The sequence below is a fragment of the Ktedonobacter racemifer DSM 44963 genome, from assembly GCF_000178855.1.
Taxonomy (GTDB): domain Bacteria; phylum Chloroflexota; class Ktedonobacteria; order Ktedonobacterales; family Ktedonobacteraceae; genus Ktedonobacter; species Ktedonobacter racemifer.
The window spans coordinates 1,790,358-1,809,028 of sequence record NZ_ADVG01000003.1 but is presented as its reverse complement, the minus strand read 5'-3'; the positions used below and the strand labels follow the sequence as shown (position 1 = coordinate 1,809,028).

Annotated in this window: 18 protein-coding genes and 1 pseudogene; 11 read left to right on the top strand and 8 right to left on the bottom strand. The window is 51.9% G+C overall.

Annotated elements, in window-relative coordinates:
- The first annotated feature begins 81 nt into the window (after positions 1–81).
- Positions 82–1,479, top strand: coding sequence for a phenylacetate--CoA ligase family protein (locus KRAC_RS37000; protein WP_007916285.1), 1,398 nt, complete (start codon positions 82–84; stop codon positions 1,477–1,479).
- A 22-nt stretch (positions 1,480–1,501) separates the two neighbouring features.
- Here KRAC_RS37000 and KRAC_RS72110 read toward each other — a convergent pair whose 3' ends face one another.
- Positions 1,502–1,639, bottom strand: coding sequence for a hypothetical protein (locus KRAC_RS72110; protein WP_157507523.1), 138 nt, complete (start codon positions 1,637–1,639; stop codon positions 1,502–1,504).
- A 308-nt stretch (positions 1,640–1,947) separates the two neighbouring features.
- On the opposite strand from KRAC_RS72110, the gene iscB reads away from it, so the two are divergent.
- The 7 genes and pseudogenes from iscB (at position 1,948) to KRAC_RS36965 (ending at position 7,800) form a co-directional block, all read left to right on the top strand.
- Positions 1,948–3,237, top strand: a complete 1,290-nt coding sequence (gene iscB / locus KRAC_RS36995; protein ID WP_007916284.1) for an RNA-guided endonuclease IscB — start codon at positions 1,948–1,950, stop codon at positions 3,235–3,237.
- Positions 3,238–3,295: 58 nt separating this feature from the next.
- Complete coding sequence (locus tag KRAC_RS36990; protein WP_007916283.1) at positions 3,296–3,787, top strand: SRPBCC domain-containing protein; 492 nt, start codon at positions 3,296–3,298, stop codon at positions 3,785–3,787.
- 274 nt (positions 3,788–4,061) lie between these two features.
- The gene (locus KRAC_RS36985) at positions 4,062–5,357 is read left to right on the top strand and encodes a hypothetical protein (protein WP_007916282.1); all 1,296 of its coding nucleotides are present in this window, start codon (positions 4,062–4,064) and stop codon (positions 5,355–5,357) included.
- Positions 5,344–5,730 carry a transposase gene (locus KRAC_RS36980; protein WP_040445634.1) on the top strand — a complete coding sequence of 129 codons (387 nt, stop codon included), beginning with the start codon at positions 5,344–5,346 and terminating at the stop codon, positions 5,728–5,730. The genes KRAC_RS36985 and KRAC_RS36980 overlap by 14 nt, the downstream gene beginning before the upstream one ends.
- 32 nt (positions 5,731–5,762) lie before the next feature.
- A complete protein-coding gene (locus tag KRAC_RS72105) occupies positions 5,763–5,987 on the top strand; it encodes a hypothetical protein (RefSeq protein WP_157507519.1) in 225 nt (74 codons plus the stop codon).
- Between the two features lie 339 nt (positions 5,988–6,326).
- Positions 6,327–6,791, top strand: coding sequence for a hypothetical protein (locus tag KRAC_RS36975; RefSeq protein ID WP_007916279.1), 465 nt, complete (start codon positions 6,327–6,329; stop codon positions 6,789–6,791).
- 293 nt (positions 6,792–7,084) lie between these two features.
- Positions 7,085–7,800 (top strand): annotated as a pseudogene (locus KRAC_RS36965) (IS6 family transposase).
- A 347-nt stretch (positions 7,801–8,147) separates the two neighbouring features.
- Here KRAC_RS36965 and KRAC_RS36955 read toward each other — a convergent pair.
- Complete coding sequence (locus KRAC_RS36955) at positions 8,148–9,902, bottom strand: peptide ABC transporter substrate-binding protein (protein WP_007916275.1); 1,755 nt, start codon at positions 9,900–9,902, stop codon at positions 8,148–8,150.
- Between the two features lie 484 nt (positions 9,903–10,386).
- Positions 10,387–10,713, bottom strand: a complete 327-nt coding sequence (locus tag KRAC_RS36950) for a cupin domain-containing protein (protein ID WP_157507517.1) — start codon at positions 10,711–10,713, stop codon at positions 10,387–10,389.
- Between the two features lie 94 nt (positions 10,714–10,807).
- On the opposite strand from KRAC_RS36950, the gene KRAC_RS36945 reads away from it, so the two are divergent.
- The 3 genes from KRAC_RS36945 to KRAC_RS36935 all read left to right on the top strand — a co-directional run bounded on the left by KRAC_RS36945 (position 10,808) and on the right by KRAC_RS36935 (position 13,231).
- A complete protein-coding gene (locus KRAC_RS36945) occupies positions 10,808–11,107 on the top strand; it encodes a hypothetical protein (protein WP_007916273.1) in 300 nt (99 codons plus the stop codon).
- A 400-nt stretch (positions 11,108–11,507) separates the two neighbouring features.
- The gene (locus tag KRAC_RS36940; protein ID WP_007916272.1) at positions 11,508–11,870 is read left to right on the top strand and encodes an effector-associated constant component EACC1; all 363 of its coding nucleotides are present in this window, start codon (positions 11,508–11,510) and stop codon (positions 11,868–11,870) included.
- 284 nt (positions 11,871–12,154) lie between these two features.
- A complete protein-coding gene (locus tag KRAC_RS36935) occupies positions 12,155–13,231 on the top strand; it encodes a hypothetical protein (RefSeq protein WP_157507515.1) in 1,077 nt (358 codons plus the stop codon).
- A 247-nt stretch (positions 13,232–13,478) separates the two neighbouring features.
- On the opposite strand, the gene KRAC_RS69500 is transcribed toward KRAC_RS36935, so the two are convergent.
- From KRAC_RS69500 to KRAC_RS36910, 5 genes are all read right to left on the bottom strand, one after another.
- Positions 13,479–13,649: a DUF4158 domain-containing protein gene (locus KRAC_RS69500; RefSeq protein WP_157507513.1), complete on the bottom strand. Its 171-nt coding sequence runs from the start codon at positions 13,647–13,649 to the stop codon at positions 13,479–13,481.
- A 900-nt stretch (positions 13,650–14,549) separates the two neighbouring features.
- A complete protein-coding gene (locus KRAC_RS36925) occupies positions 14,550–14,945 on the bottom strand; it encodes a nuclear transport factor 2 family protein (RefSeq protein ID WP_007916268.1) in 396 nt (131 codons plus the stop codon).
- Between the two features lie 225 nt (positions 14,946–15,170).
- Positions 15,171–15,635 (bottom strand): SRPBCC family protein, encoded by a 465-nt coding sequence (locus KRAC_RS36920; RefSeq protein WP_052568857.1) that lies wholly within the window; start codon positions 15,633–15,635, stop codon positions 15,171–15,173.
- 901 nt (positions 15,636–16,536) lie between these two features.
- Entirely contained in the window at positions 16,537–17,118 is a 582-nt protein-coding gene (locus tag KRAC_RS36915; RefSeq protein WP_007916265.1) for a dihydrofolate reductase family protein, read from the bottom strand.
- 915 nt (positions 17,119–18,033) lie between these two features.
- Entirely contained in the window at positions 18,034–18,657 is a 624-nt protein-coding gene (locus tag KRAC_RS36910) for a histidine phosphatase family protein (RefSeq protein ID WP_007915324.1), read from the bottom strand.
- Positions 18,658–18,671 lie beyond the last annotated feature (14 nt).

Sequence of the window (18,671 nt, the reverse complement as noted above, 5' to 3'; positions counted from 1 at the left end):
TTCTTGATAAGGCCGACAACTTCTCGTCATGATGACTATTCGTTCTATAGTTTTCGCTCAACGAAGCGAAAGGAGAAAGAGATGTCACACGCTCGTACTCCAGATCGTGATCGTGTTTCCTCCTGGCCATTGTTCCTTGATGCCAGTCGCGCCAAGAAACAAGGTTTGGACGCGATCATGCGGCGGCAGCGTACGCGCCTGGCTGAGATAGTGGCCTACGCACGTGCCAACTCCCCCTACTATCACAAACTCTACCAGAATCTGCCGGAACGGATCGAAGATCCTGCGCTGTTGCCTGTCACCAGCAAGAAGATCCTGATGCCCTACTTCGACGACTGGGTAACTGACCGCGAGGTGAGCATCGAGCAGGTGAGCGAGTTCGTTGACAATCCTGACCTGATTGGGGAGCGGTTCCTGGGCAAGTACCTGGTGGCTACCACCTCGGGCACCAGCGGGAGGCGTGGGATCTTCCTGCAGGACAAGCGGAGCGGGGTGGTGACAAATGCCCTCGCTCCACGGGAGACCTCCCAACTAGGAGCCAGCGATCTCATCAGGCTTCTCGCACATGGCGGACGCCTGGCTCTGGTGATCGCTACTTCCGGCCACTTCCTCGGCGCTGCCGGGAGCGCCCGGGTGTCCAAGGACAGCTTGCTGTACAGCAAGATGGCTCGGCTCTTCTCGGTGCGCACCCCCCTGCCAGAACTGGTCGCCCAGCTCAACCAGTTTCGCCCAGCCATCCTCTTCGGCTACGCAAGCCTGATCGTGTTGCTGACCAGGGAGCAGGAAGCTGGCCGCCTGCACATCAACCCGGCTCTGGTGCAAGCTGGCGCCGAGACGCTCCCTGCAAGCGAATTCGACCGGATCGCCAAAGCGTTTCATGCGAAGGTCAGCACCGCCTACGCCGCGACGGAGTGTTCCTTCATGTGCTGCTCGTGCTGCGAGCAGGGGTGGTATCATGTCAACAGCGACTGGGTCGTGTTCGAGCCGGTGGATGCTGACTATCGGCCTGTCCCGCCGGGGACACAGTCGCACACTGTGCTGGTCTCGAATCTCGCCAACCGGGTGCAGCCGATTCTGCGCTATGACCTGGGCGACAGCATCCTCCAGCGGCCTGATCCCTGCCCATGTGGCAATCTGTTGCCCGCGATCCGCGTCCAGGGCCGTATCGCTGATGTGCTCACCTTCCCCATGGAAGGCGGCGAGCAGGTGAGCATCGCGCCCCTGGTGTTCGGCTCTCTGATTGATGGTCTGCCAGGAATCGAGCTGTTCCAGATCGTGCAGACCATACCCACCAGCCTGCGTCTGCGTCTGCAGTTCGCGGCAGGCGCAGACTCTGACCGCGCGTGGCAGCAGGTGCAGACCGCAGTGACGCGTCTTCTCACCGAGTACAAGGTCAGCCACATCACGCTTGAGCGTGCAGAGGAACCACCGCAGCAGTCGCCTGGTGGCAAGTACCGCTCGATTATTCCATTGAACTGAGCAAGCTTGAGAAGGAGAGCGTTTACTGGTCGTCGAGGCTATTGTGCTGCTCGGCCCACTGAACACCCGGCTCGGCCTTTCGCAGCGGACCGAGGATTTGAGCAAGATAGGAGAAGTTTCCTTGCTTTCCATATGCTATGTTCTCATAAAGATCGTTCACGATCCCCCGTCCATCTGCTGATGGAAGACGATGACCAACGAAGTCAGGAACCCCATGCCTAAAGGCAGGGGCTTGCGTAAGTAAGCCTGGACCTGACCAGTCTCAGCCAGAGCAGACTTGATGGATAGAATCATCAAGGCTATCGGGCTACGTTAGGAACGAAATAGGTACGTTGGGGTGCTTTGCCAGCTCCAACCGCTACGGTACAGCATTAAACATCCCTAGAGGGTTAAGGACGTGTGTTGTACGTAAAACCGTTTGCTAACATTGACGAGGCAAACATTACCCTGCAAGACAGGAGGCTCAACTTGAGCAATGTATTCGTGATTGATAGTGACTATAAGCCCTTAAATCCGGTGCATCCAGCACGTGCAAGGCTCTTGCTCACACAGGGCAACGCAGCCGTGTACAGGAGATACCCATTTACCATTGTGCTCAAACGGGTGGTAGATCAGCCAGAGGTGCAACCCTTGCGCCTCAAGCTTGATCCTGGCAGCAAAACCACGGGTATTGCCCTGGTGAACGATACCAACGGGAAAGTTGTTTTTGCGGCTGAACTTGAGCATCGTGGGCACGCTATAAAAGATAGCCTGGATAGTCGCCGTGGTGTTCGTCGCAGACGACGCAACCGCAAAACAAGGTATCGCAAACCGCGATTTCAGAATAGAAGGCGTAAGAAAGGGTGGTTGCCACCATCGCTGGAAAGTCGTCTTGCCAATATTCTGACGTGGGTAGCTCGCTTGTGTCGCTCTGCTCCCATTACTGCTCTGAGCCAGGAATTGGTCAAGTTTGATCTGCAACTGATGGAGAATCCCGATATTACAGGAGTGGAATACCAGCAAGGCACGCTGCAAGGCTACGAGGTCAGGGAATACGTACTCGAAAAATGGAAGCGAACATGCGCCTATTGTGGCAAGCAAGATGTGCCCTTGCAAATTGAGCACATTCATCCTCGCGCCAACGGTGGCACCCATAGGATAAGCAATCTTACCCTGGCTTGCGAGCCATGCAATATTGCCAAAGGGACGCAGGATATTGCGGTGTTTCTTGCGAAGAAGCCTGATGTGCTCAAGCGCATTCTGGCTCAGGTCAAAAAGCCTCTCAAGGATGCCAGTGCAGTGAATGCTACACGCTTTGCCTTGCTTGAACGGCTCAAAGCATTTGGCTTGCCTGTCGAGTGCGGCAGTGGTGGGTTGACCAAGTACAACCGAACCACAAGAGGGCTAGCCAAGACGCATTGGCTCGATGCCACCTGCGTGGGCAAGAGCACCCCTTCTGCCATTTCCCACAAAGGGGTGGTTCCTTTGCTTATTACTGCCAATGGTCATGGAAGAAGACAAATGTGCGTTCCTGATAAGTACGGATTCCCAGAAAAACATAAACAACGAAGAAAAACGTTTCTTGGATATCGCACAGGTGATATGGTAAAAGCCATTACCTCCAAAGGAACATTTGAAGGAAGAATAGCCATTCGCCATCGTCCGTCGTTTCGCCTTGGGAAGGTCGATATCCATCCCAAATATATGCATTGTATCCATCGAGCAGATGGCTATGAGTACACACAGAAAGGAGTGCGCAATGCTCCTCCCCATGTCTAAAGCCAGGGGTCCCCGCATTGCGCAATTTTATGATGGTGAATGGTGAAAGGAGATACCCATGACCGATGCGTTCTCGCGGGCCAGTACGCGAAACTCCAAGTGGATCAAAGCAATGCCTGAAGTGCTCTATCGAGCCTTTACTGACCCCGCAGCCCTGGCTGTCTGGCAAGCACCGGGAGACATGGCTGGTCAGGTCCATCGTTTCGACTACCGAGTGGGCGGAGGGTATCAGATGTCGCTGTACTACCCTTCAACCGAAACGACCTCCCCAGGCAAGACTGAAGATCGGGAAGATCGCTATACGGCGCGATTTGTGGAACTGACGCCTCCGAGAAAAATCGTTGAAGCGATCACCTTTGATACGGTCAATCCGGCGTTCAAAGGGGAGATGATCATGGAGGCCACATTTGAGACTGAAAACGGCGGAACAACCGTCTCTCTCTTCTTCAAGGGGATTCCGTCGGGCGTTCGGCCCGAGGACAACGAAGCTGGCACTCAGTCGAGTCTGGAGAAACTGGCCCGTTATGTCGAGCAGGAGGCTGACCGATAAAAGCGGGTCCGCGCATCGAAAGGAGAGAGTGACCCACTCACCCTCTCCATCAGGAGTTGACTTCCTCATCTGTCTGGCAACGGGGGTTCGCTCAAGATATTACCTCCCTTAGTAAGTTACGCAGTCTCACTCATTTATACCTAGCAAATTGCCCAAAGATAAGTGACCTCCCACGGGATGCGCAACGAGATCACAGCAAGCTAGCAGCAGAAAGAAAAAGAGATCTCTAATGAGAAGGAACAAAATCTTCTCTCAGAAGGAGGTCTCTCTACCTATGATACCCAACGCTTGCATTCAAGTCCACACATCTCCTGTAGATCGCCCCTCGGTACCAATCTGGTTCGCTGAAGTGGTCATCATTGTTCAGCACCTCGCAGCGAATGGTCTGCTTGATGTGTTTGCTCATGAGGTGCGTTTGGTGCGCGGACGTTTTGGCAGCTATGAACCCATCGATTTTCTTGCCTTGCTGATAGGTTATGCAATCAGCGGCGAGCGGACGTTAGCAGACTTCTTTGAGCGCATAGAGCCTTTCGAGACGGAGTTCATGGCATTGTTTGGGCGCAGATGTCTTCCTCATCGTTCTAGCTTGAGTCGCTTCTTAGCCGATGTAGATCGTCCTTGCTTGGAGACCTTCCGTGCACTCTTCCAGCACCATGCTTTCACTGATGGCTGGACCTTGGAGAGTATCGGCGGATTGTGGGATCGCCAGGGTCACCGCTGCATTGTTTTTGATGTAGATGCCACGCGTCAGGCCGCACGGCAACGAGCGTTACCTTGTGGTCCTGAACTTCCCGCTACGCGACGCCGTCTTGATGCGGTCTGTGCGCCTGGTTACAAAGGGCGCAAGCGAGGTGAGGTGGTACGTACACGTACCACCGCTCTTCAAATGCATACTCGTCAATGGATCGGGACATATTCAGGGAAAGGGAATGGTGACTATCGTGACGAACTTGCTTCAGCACTTCAGGCGATCACCTCCTACGTGAAAACTTTTGCGCTCACATCAGAGGTGGCCTTAGTCCGTCTCGATGGGCAATATGGCGACGCGGCGGTGATCGCGCAAATCATCCTGGCTGGTGTGCACCTCGTGACACGAGGGAGAGGATATCAGATCTTGGAGCATCCCCAGATTCAAGGTGTCCTGGTTCATGCACCAACGGCAAACATGACGAGCATAAACACGGGTGAGGTCGTTGAGCTCTTTGATGGAGGCTGGCTTCAACCAGGGGAAGACTTCCCTCAAGTTCGCGTGATTGTTGCCCGACATCAAGCGCCTGCACCTGAAAAGTCGATTTCGGTGGGAAAGCGCATCAATGAGTGGGTCTATGAACTCTTCATGACGACCCTTGATGTCGAAAGATTTCTGGTGGAGGACGTGCTGGACCTGTATCATGGACGTGGGGCGTTTGAAGCGGTGCTCGCAGATGAAGATGTCGAAAACGACCCGGATCGCTGGTGTTGCTACTCAGAGTGTGGGCGTAGCCCTCTGGCAAATCGCGTGCCAATGGATATGGAACCTTCGGCTCGTGCTCGGACATGGCATGCAGGGACAACAAATGCGCGAAATTGAGTGGACCTCCTCGAAGGAACCTCCAGCACACATAGTGGTGTCGGAACGTCTCTCTGAAGAATATGCCCCTTGGCAGCAGGCGAAAGGTGGGGGATGGGCGCGTGGTGGTTTCGGAGCAGATGCCTTCACCTTACAAGAGAACGGGATGCTGCAATGTCCTGCAGGAAAATCTCTCTGGTTGAGCGAAGTGCGCCAGGAGAACGCCTTCTCTCAACGAGCTGTCTATGTAGCCCTCCAAGAAGATTGCTTGTGCTGCCCTCTGCGTGAGCAATGTCTGGCTCGAAAAGCCAAAGGGAATCGTGCTCGTCGCGTCAGTGCTGTTCGTCGTCTTTTGCCTGCACCTTCATGCGTAGAACCACGTCTGGAATCCTAGCAGCAACGCAATGGGTGGATGTCGCGGGGCGGATGCTTCGCAGAACATGGATGACCCACTGGCGCAGACAACATGTCGAGATTGTTCCACTGCCTGACATTCCAAAGAACATTTCCCCTCCACAGCGCTCACCGCGTGCCGTCCGCTCGCATCATCGCTGGAGTTGGTATGATCGACTTGGGCGTAACGCTTGGTGGGGCCCAGCGGTGATGCGAGTCACTGTCGCAGGTGTTCCCGCTTTTCTGGCAGTGAAGTAACGAAAGAGGGATGAGGAGAGAGTAACGTGTCTCAAAAGCGAACAATCTCCCTCTGAGCAGAGTACGAGGGCAGTAATCCTTTGTCCATTTTCACACTCGATCTTTTTCTCTTTTTACTCGCTTGCTGTGATCTCGTTGCGCATCCCGTGGGAAGAACCGCTCTTCGCCTTATTTACCACATGGCGTTTGTGCTCCTCAACGCAAACGGCAGAATTTATGAAAAAGGGACGACACTCGGCTAATCTCAGACTATGGTACAATTCGGATACTTCAAAAATCCTGTGATGTGTCCAAAAACTGTCTTGATTTTTTGGGTCATCAGAGCTATCATAGAAAAATATGGAAGAACAAATCGGAAGCAAAGCATTACGACCCAACCCCGCGCTTGAACCCTTGAAGGTGTTAGTGGGGCAATGGCAAACCACCGGGTCTCATCCTTACCTTCCCGGGATAATCTTGCATGGCCGTACAACTTTTGATTGGCTTGCTGGCGGCGCGTTCTTGATCATGCACACAGAGATTGACCACCCTAGTTTTCCTGACGGGGTTGCGATTTTTGGCAGCGATGATGTGGCGAAAACCTATTTTCAGCTTTCCTTTGATGAACGTGGCATCTCCAGAAAATACGACATGACCATGACAGGAAATCAGCTCAAGTGGTGGCGTGATGAGCCCAGTTTTTCTCAGCGAGTCACCATGACCATAGAAGACAACGGCAACAAGATGGAAACTCAGGGTGAAATGTCACGAGAGGGAGCAGCCTGGGAGAAGGACCTTGCACTGACGTACGTACGAGTAAGGTGACACATTCGCACCTCTCTCCCTTCCCAATGGGTAATGCATCTGTTCGCATACAGAGAGCAGTGGAGCGAAAAAAACATCCAGTCATGCTTTATTGGCTTGTCCGTAAATATGACTGGATGTTCTTTATTGAGGACGACATATGCATATCAGAAGGCTGATATTACTATGCTGACCTTACTTTTTCTTCTTTTCTTGCTGTACCTTACGTACTGCGTCGTGGAGCTCTTTTTCGGGTATTGTCAAGTTGATGAAACCACGCACAAAAAAACTGAACAGCATGATACAATGGTCTCATGAAAAAGAATATCTCTGCCTCTCCCTACAAAGGATATCGCTTCCCGCCAGCGATCATCAATCATTGCGTCTGGCTGTATTTCCGGTTTTCACTCAGTTTCCGTGATGTCGAAGAGCTTATGGCAGAGCGTGGAGTCGTGCTCACCCACGAAACCTCCGTCAGTGGTGCCTCAACTTTGGCCAAACGTATGTCAATGAGCTGAAGCGTCGCCGCACGAGGCTGGGAGATACGTGGCATCTGGATGAGGTGTTTTTGACCATCAATGGGAAAAGACAGTATCTGTGGCGCGCGGTGGATCAACATGGCAAGGTGCTTGATATCCTGGTCCAGAGTCGGCGCAACAAACACGCCGCTAAGAAGTTTTTTCGGAAGCTGCTCAAAGGGATGAAATACGTACCTCGTGTGATTATCACCGATAAACTGGCGAGCTATGCTGCCGCCAAGAAAGAAATTTGTCCAGGTGTCGAGCACCGCCAGCACAAAGGCCTGAACAATCGAGCAGAGAATTCGCACCAGCCCACGCGACAACGAGAGCGAAGCATGCGCCGGTTCAAGTCCCCTGGTCACGCGCAACGCTTCCTCTCGGTCTTTGGACCGGTCTCCGATCACTTTCGCCTACGACGACATCATCTCAAAGCTTCGGAGTATCGTGCTCTTTTGCAAGAGCGATTCCAGATCTGGAACGAGATCACTACGAGCAACCAAGCCGCTTAACGCAGAGGAATTCCCAACTCTTCCCATGTCTTTCTCTTTTTAGCCCCTTTTTCAGAAACCTGTATCCTTCCATGCAATCAAGTTGACAATACCCTGGCGCCTATCTCCTCGCCATTTCCCTCGCGCCGGAGATGACGCCGCGCTTACTATTTCTCCAGAGTGTATCGTTATCTATCAATAAGCATAAGCGATCCCGCCGAATATACTCCAGTTTCTCCCCAAAAACGGCCATATGCCGCGAGAAAAAGCCGACAACAAAGAAAAGAGGAGAGGATGCAATTTGCATCCTCTCCTCTTCTAGAGAGTGTACGTGAATGGTTATCACGCACCCTCTACGTCACACGAGCTTATTTATACGTGCTCGTGTTGGCACAGGGGGAATCGCCGGACTTGTAGATGTTCGCCCATTGCTGTGGAGGAATGATACCTTGTGCATTGTCCACGATACCCTGGACACAGGGCTTGAGGACATAGCTCGAGGCACGCTGATCGAAAGGAATCCAGGCCGCATCCTCGACAAGCTGCTGCTCAACCTTGTTGTACTGGGCAATACGCTCAGTGGTGTTCTGATTGACATCAGCCTGCAACATGAGATCCTGCGTCTGCTGCTGAAGGGCAACATCCTTGGCCTTACCCAGACCGAAGTTGGTATCATTATTGGGTGATCCCTTACCAAAGAGCAGGGTGGTCCAGTCCTCAGGATCGGGATAGTCAGCACCCCAGGCAGCGGCCCACATCTGCAATTTGCCGTTGCCGACGGTACCAGCAACATCAGCAAGGCGCTTATTGAAGTCTTCATCGTTGATAGTGACGTTAACACCCAGGGTATCTTTCCACTGCTGCTGCGCGAACTCGAAGAGGTTCTTGGCAGTCTGTGAACCACCACTGGCCGTTATCATCGTGATGGCGGGGAAGTTGGCGGTCGTGTAGCCTTCCTCCTGCATACCTTCCTGGAAGAGCTTCTTGGCCAGGTCTTTGTCACCCTTGGTGCTGGTCACGCCAGCGGGACCCTTCAGGTCGGGATTGTAGCCAGGCATACCCTGAGGCACGATATGGTTGGTCGCCAAACGCGCGCCCTTATTGATGTTCTTCTCGATCGCGGCCTTGTCGATGGAGAGCGCAAAGGCCTGGCGGATCTTGACGTTGTTGAAAGGCTTGGCCAGCCAGTTCATGGAGAAGTAGTCGATGGTCAGCTGAGGCACCTGGCGGTACTGCTTGTTGGGCAGAGCGCGCGCCTCATCCAGGTTAGCGGTCGGCACGCCAGCATTATCCAACTGGTTGGTCTTGTAGGCTTTATAGGCCGTCTGGGGATCTTTGTAGAAAGCGTAGACGACTTTCTTCAGCTGTGGTTTGCCACCCCAGTAGTTGGTGTTGGGCACAAAGCTGATAGACTTCCCGGAGGTGTACTGATCCAGCTTGAAGGGGCCAGAGCAGCCACCCTCATTCAGGTGCTTCAGGAAATCAGTGTCGCCATACTTCTGCACAAAGCTCTTCTCCAAGACCCAGGAGGTCGGGTAGGTCAGCGACTGCAAGAAGTACTGGGCGTTGCTGCTGGTCACGATTTTGACAGTTGTAGGATCGGGAGCAAAAAGGCTGTCACCGATCAGCGTGGGGACTTTGCCCGCGAAACGCTTATCGGAGTCCTTGATAAGTGACAAGTAAGAGGGGGCAACCGTCGACTTCAGCTCTGGCTTGAGCGCGCGGTCGATGCTGAAGACCACGTCATCGGCAGTGATAGGATTGCCATCACTGAACTTAATGCCGGGGCGCAGTTTGAAGGTCCAGGTCAGGCCATCGCTTGAGACTGTATAGGACTGAGCCAGTTCGGGATACACCTTCAGGTTGTTATCGAGCTGGACCAGGCCCGTGAACATCAGATCAATAGAGCTGATCGAGGGGCTGTCGGTCGAGAGGCCAGGGTCGAGCGTCGCGACATCAGATAGACCACTCAACGGAGTGACATAGATCTGCTGATCAGCAGACAACTTGGTGGAAGAGGCACTATTCCCTGCTGAGTTGCCACCGCATGCTGCAACAAGCACAGCAAGCAGGGTCAGGAGCAATGGCAAAAATAGTGTCACAGGTTTCTTACCAGACTGCATTGAGTACATTCTCCTTAGAAAAGTATACAATTGGCCACGTCTGTTGAAATAGCAAAGAGCAAATATCGCCGTTTGAATCGGCTTATATAGCCTTTTCTTGGCTTTATCCGAAGATAAATTAGGCCCCTCTCTATTCCAAGTTCGCAAATACAACTGCCATGTAAGTCGAGCAAAGGCAGGATTAGCTCGCCTTTCTTGCCTTCACCTTTTCATATCCTTAGAAATGGATACTACCTTACCGCAGCGTATTGTATATACGTACGTCACGATTTTGCGTAATCTCTCATTCAAAGTCCCAAAGACCAGAATTCACCTACTTTGATAAGTTATCTAGTGCAAGGTTATGAAACCTTTTCTGGAAGAGATAGATGTTTTTCATAAACACATCCATATACTCCAGTTTTCCTCTAAAAACGGCCCTACGCCGCCAGAGAAGACAGCGAAAATTCATCCCACCTACCCAAAAATGCATAACATGAAGGATCTATTGGTAGACTTTGTCGTTCACTGATGGTGCGCGAAGCATCAGCGTCTCTGCCGGAGGGTGGACTAAGACAACCTGGTGATACACCCCTCTCGGAAAGCAGCAGAACTCGCGAGGACCTATGGTGAACCGTTCTCCCTCTACCTCGACAACAATGCTTCCTCGTAGAACGATAAAGCATTCATCGCTCTCCTGATGGGCGTGAGGCTGAGGATCAGCCCACGCTTCTGCCGTGTTGTTGTACCAGATCTGAAGCCGATCAGACTGAAAGCCCACCTCGTCAGGCGGTAAACGGCCTGATAATAGGGTTGCTGATAGTTGCAACACATGTTGATTTTTCGTATACTTCAGGTATCGAGGTCAACGCATCGATGGCCCAGCAGCGAATCGTCTCGCGGGGTCAGAAACCAGGAGGACGCAGGTGGTCAAAACGCAAACGCTCTCGTTCCCCATCCGCGTGCCCGATGGCATGCAAGCTCAGGCCCTGCGGCTCCTCGATGCCAGCCGCCTCGCCATCAACCAGATCATCACCACGCTCTGGCCCCAGCTGATGCCTTTGCTGGCGAGAGGGCCGGTCCTGCCTGGAAGCAGGTCGAGCGCCACCTGCTCATCCGCTCTGGTCACGGCAACCGCCAGGAGCGCTGCGAGATGGAGTAGGCGGGCCGCATCCTGCGCACCCAGGCCAGCCGCAAGCGCGTCTTCGAGGGTATTGTCAACTTAAAAATTTTTGTTGATGAGCTTTCACCACATTGACGCCACATTCGCTAGGATTCTCCAGAAAAAACGGTCAGAAAATGGGCATCATCCCCACTTTTGGGTCTGCTTCTCTTGTTTAAGCTCTACAATTTTGCTTAAGTTGACAATACCCAACAAAATGAAACAGAGGCAACCAAACATTACAGATCAAGGGATTACGAGCGTTAAGGCAAAGAACTCATAGAAACTGGCTGATCAACTGATTTGTTTTGATCCGATGCTTCATTGCGGATGTCACCAGCACAACTGCTGTTTGTGGGGTCTTTCCGCAGTGACATTGCCAAGCTCCTGACAAAGGGAACAAACCCCTTCAAGGGGGAATCCATGAGCTTGTTATGCTCTTTTCTTGAAAGGCGGGAAACACAATGAGCAAACAAACCTACCTCCTCTCTTTTGAGGGGATCTCGGCAGCCGAGGCGAACCAGTATGCAGAAGAATTACGAGAGGCCCTCTTAGATGCGACTCCTGAGCTTCATGTCCAACGACAACGAGAGAATCCGCTAGCTCAAGATCTGGGAGCGTCCCTGGTGCTGATTATGGGCGCGCCTGCTGTTGTCGCAGCGGTTCAGGCCATCGGCAACTGGCTGCAAAAACGACACAGCGCAACACTTACCATTGCAACCGGAGAAAAAAAGATAGTGGCAGAGAATCTGACGAACAAAGATGCGGCGCGCTTGCTTGAGCAGTTTCTGATGCAACATGCTGAACACAAGGAGCCAGGTCTATGAATGCAGCCGCCCTTTCGCCTACTGCTTCTACCTCCCTTGCCATCGTGCTTGGCACCAGTGCTTGGCCGAACTCCCCAAGCTTACAGGCATCGGAAGCCTTCATGCATGCGGCGCACGGGTTCAGGAATTATCTGCTCGATCCAGGCGGCTTTGGTTTGCCTGAAGCAAACCTCCTGGATCTCTTTGACTCTCCCTCTAGTGTCTCAGACCAACTAGAACAGCTTGGCTCCTTTCTCCAACAACGGTCAAAGAGACTCAATGCGACACACCAGAAGGTGCGCGACGTGTTGATCTATTTCGTGGGACACGGAGGGTTTGCCGGTACATCTCATGATTTTTACTTGATGCTTCACCGCGCGAATGCGAGCAGCTTGAGAGCAACAGGCTTGTCCATTGATGCGCTAGCAGAAGTGTTGCGAGAACAGGCTCGCCAGGCTCGACGGTATCTGCTGCTGGACTGTTGCTTTGCCGCTGCTGCATTTCGCTCTTTCATGGGAGGACCTGATCAGACGGCCATCGAGAAAACACTGGATGCTTTTGCAGTCCAGGCCAAAAGCAGCGGCTTTCCTGGGAGGGGGACAGTCCTCCTTTGTTCTTCTGATCAGAAATCTCCTTCACTCCTCCTGCCCGACGAAAGTTCTACGATGTTCTCTCATGCTCTGCTTGACGTTCTCAAGAATGGGGACCTCCATCGATCACATCCGATGTCACTTCGTGATCTCAAAGAACTGTCAGAGGATCGACTGGTAGCACTACCAGAGAAAAATGCTCCTCGGCCTGGCTTGTACTCTCCTGATCAAAGTGAAGGCGATGTGGCTGATGTTCCCTTGTTTCCGAACGTACGCGCTGAGGAAGAGCAACGCCGCCAAACTGAAAAAGAAAAACGGCGTCAAGTTGAAGAGCAAGCTCGCGGAATTGAGGAAGAGCGGGTTCGTAAGGCAAAGGAAAAGGAACAGCGGCGACGCGTCGAGGAAGAGCGACGACACCAGAAAGAGAAAGTGGAAGAGGAGAAACGGCAGAGTATTGAGGTCGATTCTTCAAAGGCAATCCTCGTGAGCCAGCTGGCCCAGCCAGCCAATGCGGCGCCTCTTTCGAAAATGGCTGAAAACGCTGAACCCGAAGCCAGACGACTAGCGAAAGTTACGTTTTGGGTTATGTTTATAGGCTATATAGCCTTAGTAGCATTCTATGCGATCTTCATAACAGGGGCTGGCCTCATGTCTCTCAACAGTAGTAGTTTACTTTTTTTTGGTGCCCTTTTACTCCTTGGAGTGTTCGGATCGTTTCTAGGAGCTTACAGAACATTTAGAAAACAAAACAAAAAGAAGCACGACAGTGTACACAGACCGTTGGACAATTGATTTCAGTATCGATAGCCTTGCCTGTTCGCACTCGCTATGTGTCGCTGTCAACAAAGGGCAATAACCTTTTGTCTTTGCTCTATCCAGATTAGAGAATGTATAAGTATTATATCGTCTCTCTAAATGGTGATCCGATGCTTCGTTCTCCCGGCCTTTCCTGAGGCGCTTCACAACCGGTTGCAGTGAAATTTGACTCATAACCTCGCCATTTTCTTTCTCTGACGCATATCCTCCCGTTTTGGCGAGGTTATGCGTCAAACGATAAAGCTCGTCTTCGACGATTGATCAGTTCACGCTCTTTCTCCGTAAAGGTGTAGTGACGTGCAATGTCTCGATCAGAGAGGTCAGAAGGGATCTGTGTCAGCGCGTGACGTTGCTCTGGGTTGAGGTACGTCGGGATCTTGTCATAACTAGGCACGATGGGCGTTCTCTCCAGTTTTGTCTTGGTTGTAGCATACTGCCTGCTTGCGCGTCAATAAAACCGCCTGAGATGGGAAAGGAAGCCCACCTCAGGCTTAGCGGGGAGAAAACCAAGCAGAAGCGTCTCGACGAATCCTTAGCGGGGAAAACGGGGGGTAAAAATGTCGGGACCCCATGAGAGTAAAGTCTGCTCCTGGTGCCGTTTCAACAGGATGTTCAGATAGTCTCTTGTAGCTTCCAGAGAGGTCAGCTCAGAACGGCCAGAGTATCTGAAGACATCTGGGTCGGACTGGCAGGCAAGGAAATCCGCTGCATCCTCGGACATGACTTGCCGTAAAATGAGTCTTTCCGATTCGATGAGAGGAAAAACAGAAAAGAGATCTTGGAGTGGCCTCATATATCCTTTCCCCCTTCGTAAAGAACGAGCACAAGATACCCATTTCAACTCTTGTTAACAAAGGATACCACAGACTCGGCCACAAGAGGTATAGTTGTCCTCGTTGGTCTCGCTCAAGCATCTTCCATCTCCTGTCATGCAAACATACTTCGCGCTTTTCTCTCTCCTCCTGTCCTCCTGGTAAATGCCCCACGAAGTGAGCAGGTCTGGCCCTCAAACGTGAAACATTGCCCTCAATCTTGAACACTGGGACAAAATTTCCTGCGCTCTCCCTTCGCTCTGGCGTCCTCCGGTTCAAAGCACACACCCGAGCGCCGGGCAGCAGACCCTCTGACAGAGAAACGTTGGTCGGCCACAGGAAAAACAGACTGGGACGTGGTTGGCGAGTAACAAACGAGAAAGGGAATGAACGATGCGCAGAGACATTCCACCATCTTTGAGGGACGGGTCATTCATCTGCGTGGTTCTTGAAGCAGAAAATCCTGTTCGTCCCAATTCGCGCTATTGTGAAAGAATGAAGTATTCATCCCGTTCTTCTTTGATTTTCTTGTTCTCATCTAGCAAGTAGAGAATTGCTCTCGCTAAGGTCACCATCGTCCCACCTGGATCCAGACCGATCCTCATAGTTACCAGAATGAGTGCGTTACTTTCATCGCCAATTGCCGAGATCTCATGAACACTTCCGGCCTCGATAAGCTGCGCGGCTTTGATCTTGGGCTCCATGTAAGCGTCGATGCCTGTCAATTCTGCGGTAGCCTTCATGGGCTGCGTAGTTGTTACCACAGCGTGTACATTTGGTGCGAGTAGCTCTCTTGTCTTCTCCCAATCATGATGACTCCAAGCGTTTATATGGGCGCGTGCTATGGTAATGGCTGTCGAGTCTTGCATTTTCATCATTTTTTCCTCCAAATGAATTCTTTTTTGACTATCAGCGTTTCTTTTACCATGTCCATGTGTGTAGCGGAGAAGCGGTCTCAGCTATGAGAGAGTATGGCATAGACCCGAGCCTCAAGGAACGGGTAATGGTCCTCACGTTTCGTGCTTGTCTATGCCAGAGTATGGCATAACGTGAGCTAGCTTGAGAACGCGCGTGACAAAACGTGAACGTTAACCAATATTACACTATGAGGGACGCTCGATGGGCCCGGGGGAAGGGCAGGTACCGGTTTCGAGCCAGGCAACCAGATGTTCGAGATGAATGTTCCAGCCGTTGTTTCTGAGAGTGTAATAGTGATCCCACTCCTTGCCTTCGCCGATGCCCGAATGGATGAGATGGAGACGGGTGCCATCGTTTTCTGCGGTCAATTCAAAGGTTACCGGAGTGGGACTCGGCTCCATGGCTTCCCAGGTATAGCTGAGGCGATGAGGCGGGTCGAGGACGAGGATCTTGCCAAAGTTGTACACTCCCCTCGCACGATCCCACTCAAAGCTGATCGCACCCCCAGGCCGTAAATCGAGTTCGGCTTTCACAAGAAACCAGCGTTCCAGCTCGGCTTGCTCGGTCAAGGCCTGGAAGACGCGTTGTGGGGTGGCTTTGATGAAGAGTTCTTTCTCAATTGAGCGGCCATCAGAATTGGTTTTCTCCATGATCACTGTACAATCCTTTCTTTATCGGTCGCGCCTAGTGCTCAATTCCTTCTGGATCTAGAGTACTATTCTCAGACAGGGTCTGTTTTTCGGTAAGAGATTCCCTCTCTCTTGAAGCTGCGCAGCACATGTCGTTTCTCACTCAATGTGCAGCCGTTCTGCACTTCCCAATGCATTCCAATTTACAAAATACAGATGGAAGAAACCTCTTGTGGAGCACTTTGCCCACGAACATTTCTACCAGTGCTCAAGATTGAGGGCAAATGCTCATGTTTGAGGGCCAGATTCGCTCACTTCGTAGGGCATTTACCATGAGCAATTGAAAGGCCGCTCCAGAGGCGGATTGTTGCGCACCGTTTTTGTAAATTCGGGAGGTCAGTGCAGAGTGCGTCTCGCGCAAAACCTGGTAAATGCCCTGAAATGTGAGCAGGTTTGGCCCTCAAAGGTGAGCACTTGACCTGAAATATGAGCACTGGCGTGGAGTCGCCTGAGAAAACCGCTCCACATCTGGCCTCTTTCTCCTAAGAGTTGTAAATGGCCGCTTCTCGTATGAATGGACCGGATTCCATCGTTAGCGATGGAATCCGGTCCATTCATACGAGAAGCGGCCAAAGATATTTCTGGGCCTGTTCCCAGCAAACCGAGTTGGCATCATATGGCTCGGTTTGCTCTCTAGGCTCTGCATTAAGGAACGGGCCTCGTTGCCGCAAAGGAGAGAACTGCGGCACAGTTCCATTCTCGGCAGAGTGTTTGAGACGATACAAGAGTCAACTCTGCCGATACCACCGACATGTTGATCAAAACAGGACCGATAAGATCAGTTCTCGATCCAGTTTGCTGGGAACTGGAGTGCTTTCACCGCTCAGCTTCATCCTTTTCCCATTGCGTAGCCGGCGGCCCATCATGCACGCGCGTAGCGCATAAGCACAACACCTGATGGCAGTGGCCTGGATTCGATCAGGCGCAGATGAACGCGCAGCCCCTCTGGAAAAAGCTTCTTGCCACTGCCGAGCACAACTGGGTAAACATGTAAGCTATATTCGTCAATCAGATCGTGCTCGGCCAGGGTATGAACCAGCACGCTGCTGCCATCGATGACGATGTTTTTGCCGGGCTGTGCTTTCAAGCTGCGTACTTCTTCGACAACATTGCTGCTAATCAAGGTGGAGTTGCGCCAGGCCGAGGCCGTTGTCAGTGTGGTGGAAACAACGTACTTCGGCATGCTGTTCATGAGATCGCCAAAAGGGTCACCGGCTGGCATTGGTTCAAATGCCCCGCCGTGGATCTGCCATGTTTTGCGCCCCAGAAGCAGCGCGTCACTTTGGCTCATGGCCTCAAAGAAGTGCGCACCAATGTCATCGTGCCAGAACGGCCCTGTCCACCCGCCGTGGGTGAAGCCGCCCTCGGTATCTTCATCTGCGCCACCAGGCGCTTGCATAACATTGTCCAACGACACAAACTCGGATACTACGATGTTTCGCATGATTACCTCCGTAACATATATTCATCGGTAATGGTGGATGTAGGTTGATTTTCCAGCGTGTTTGGTGTAAATCATTTATTCCGTGGGCGGAAATTGGATAATTAAGTGGGCGGTAAAACGGGTATTAGGACATATATTCATTGTCGAAAAAGAACTAGCCCCGCTCTGCTGGCCGGTTTTGGCTTTCTAAGCATTCGCCCATGTAATTATCCAATTTCTTCGGAATCCGCCCATTTAATTCCAAAATTCACATGTTTGGTCCTCCCTCTGGTTGTTCTACTGCGCTATTCTTTGCGACATTTGCCAAAGCGGTTGTGGCCACCTTCTGAGGAAACTGCGAGATCAGCGAAATACTCCTGCAGGTCTTGGCACTGGCTCTCCTGGGTGCCCTTGTTTCTGGCGCGAGGTCCAACTCTTTTGGATGCCACTTGTCGAGATGTCACTGGTCGTTGACAAGGAGTATCGCTTTCATGAGGCCGGCTGCAATGTCCGCGCACCGCAATTGCCCCCTAATTTACAAGATGTCGATGGAATATGCAAGGTCAGGAGCCGCATTGCCCGGATGAGGTACTACCAGTGCTCATATTTCAGGTCAAGTGCTCACCTTTGAGGGCCAAACCTGCTCACATTTCAGGGCATTTACCACCTCCGACGCATATCTGTGCCGCATTGACGCATAAATCCGCCGCAAATACAGTAAAACCGGAAGAAAATAGCGAGCTCGTGAACGAATTTGGTGCTCCATGTTTCACGGCAGATTTATGCCTCTTGACCAGATTTGGGGCATAGTGCTTGCTTGCTGAGAGCAGGATCATCAAAAAGAGAGTATGGATGTGCTAAAGATCTGTTTTCCTCCGACCTTTTAAGAAAAAAGGAGTAGGCATTGATTGAGCGCTACTCCTTTTCTGGGGTCACTTAACAGAGATGTGAAATGTCATTGATGCTCAGGACTTCTATCTCCATACGAGGGTAGAGTGGGAGATATGCTTTCTGTTGTTCCTTGGGGACGAAGCGAACTCGGTTAATCGCACCATAGTCGATTTCAAACCAGCTTGGGGTGCGTGGCGAGATCTGGAGCAGAACATGAAAGAGATACGTGAGCATTCCTCCATGAGTCACGGCAACGATGGTATCATCGGACCTGAAACGTTCAAGCAATGTGTTGAGGATCTGTCGACAACGCTCAAACATGCTTTCTTGCGTATCACCTCCATGATTCCAACCGTCCGGTTCAATAGTGGAAGGCAGAACTGCAAGTGGAAAGCGTCGGAGCAGTTCCTGGCTCCCATAGCCTCTGTATGAACTATCAAGCCCTTCACGAAGCTCTGTCCATACCTCGACCGGACAATTTCCGATCTGGTGTGCGATAATGCTTGCGGTCCCTAATGCCCGCAGCAGTGGACTACTCAAAAGCGCTGTGATTGGCACATCCGCTAGTCGTCGCCCAATTTGCAGTGCCTGCCATTCCCCCACAGGTGTGAGGCTGTCATCAGTTGAATTGGTGCCACATTCTCCATGGCGAATGAGAATGAGATCCATAGGCAGAGGCTCCT

Coding starts and splice junctions, on each gene's coding strand:
- KRAC_RS72105 (WP_157507519.1), top strand. CDS start 5,763: ATGCTTCGCAGAACATGGATGACCCACTGGCGCAGACAACATGTCGAG.
- KRAC_RS36925 (WP_007916268.1), bottom strand. CDS start 14,945: ATGATGAAAATGCAAGACTCGACAGCCATTACCATAGCACGCGCCCAT.
- KRAC_RS36990 (WP_007916283.1), top strand. CDS start 3,296: ATGACCGATGCGTTCTCGCGGGCCAGTACGCGAAACTCCAAGTGGATC.
- KRAC_RS36910 (WP_007915324.1), bottom strand. CDS start 18,657: ATGGATCTCATTCTCATTCGCCATGGAGAATGTGGCACCAATTCAACT.
- KRAC_RS36975 (WP_007916279.1), top strand. CDS start 6,327: ATGGAAGAACAAATCGGAAGCAAAGCATTACGACCCAACCCCGCGCTT.
- KRAC_RS37000 (WP_007916285.1), top strand. CDS start 82: ATGTCACACGCTCGTACTCCAGATCGTGATCGTGTTTCCTCCTGGCCA.
- KRAC_RS36985 (WP_007916282.1), top strand. CDS start 4,062: ATGATACCCAACGCTTGCATTCAAGTCCACACATCTCCTGTAGATCGC.
- KRAC_RS36955 (WP_007916275.1), bottom strand. CDS start 9,902: ATGCAGTCTGGTAAGAAACCTGTGACACTATTTTTGCCATTGCTCCTG.
- KRAC_RS36915 (WP_007916265.1), bottom strand. CDS start 17,118: ATGCGAAACATCGTAGTATCCGAGTTTGTGTCGTTGGACAATGTTATG.
- KRAC_RS36940 (WP_007916272.1), top strand. CDS start 11,508: ATGAGCAAACAAACCTACCTCCTCTCTTTTGAGGGGATCTCGGCAGCC.
- KRAC_RS36920 (WP_052568857.1), bottom strand. CDS start 15,635: ATGGAGAAAACCAATTCTGATGGCCGCTCAATTGAGAAAGAACTCTTC.
- KRAC_RS36980 (WP_040445634.1), top strand. CDS start 5,344: ATGCGCGAAATTGAGTGGACCTCCTCGAAGGAACCTCCAGCACACATA.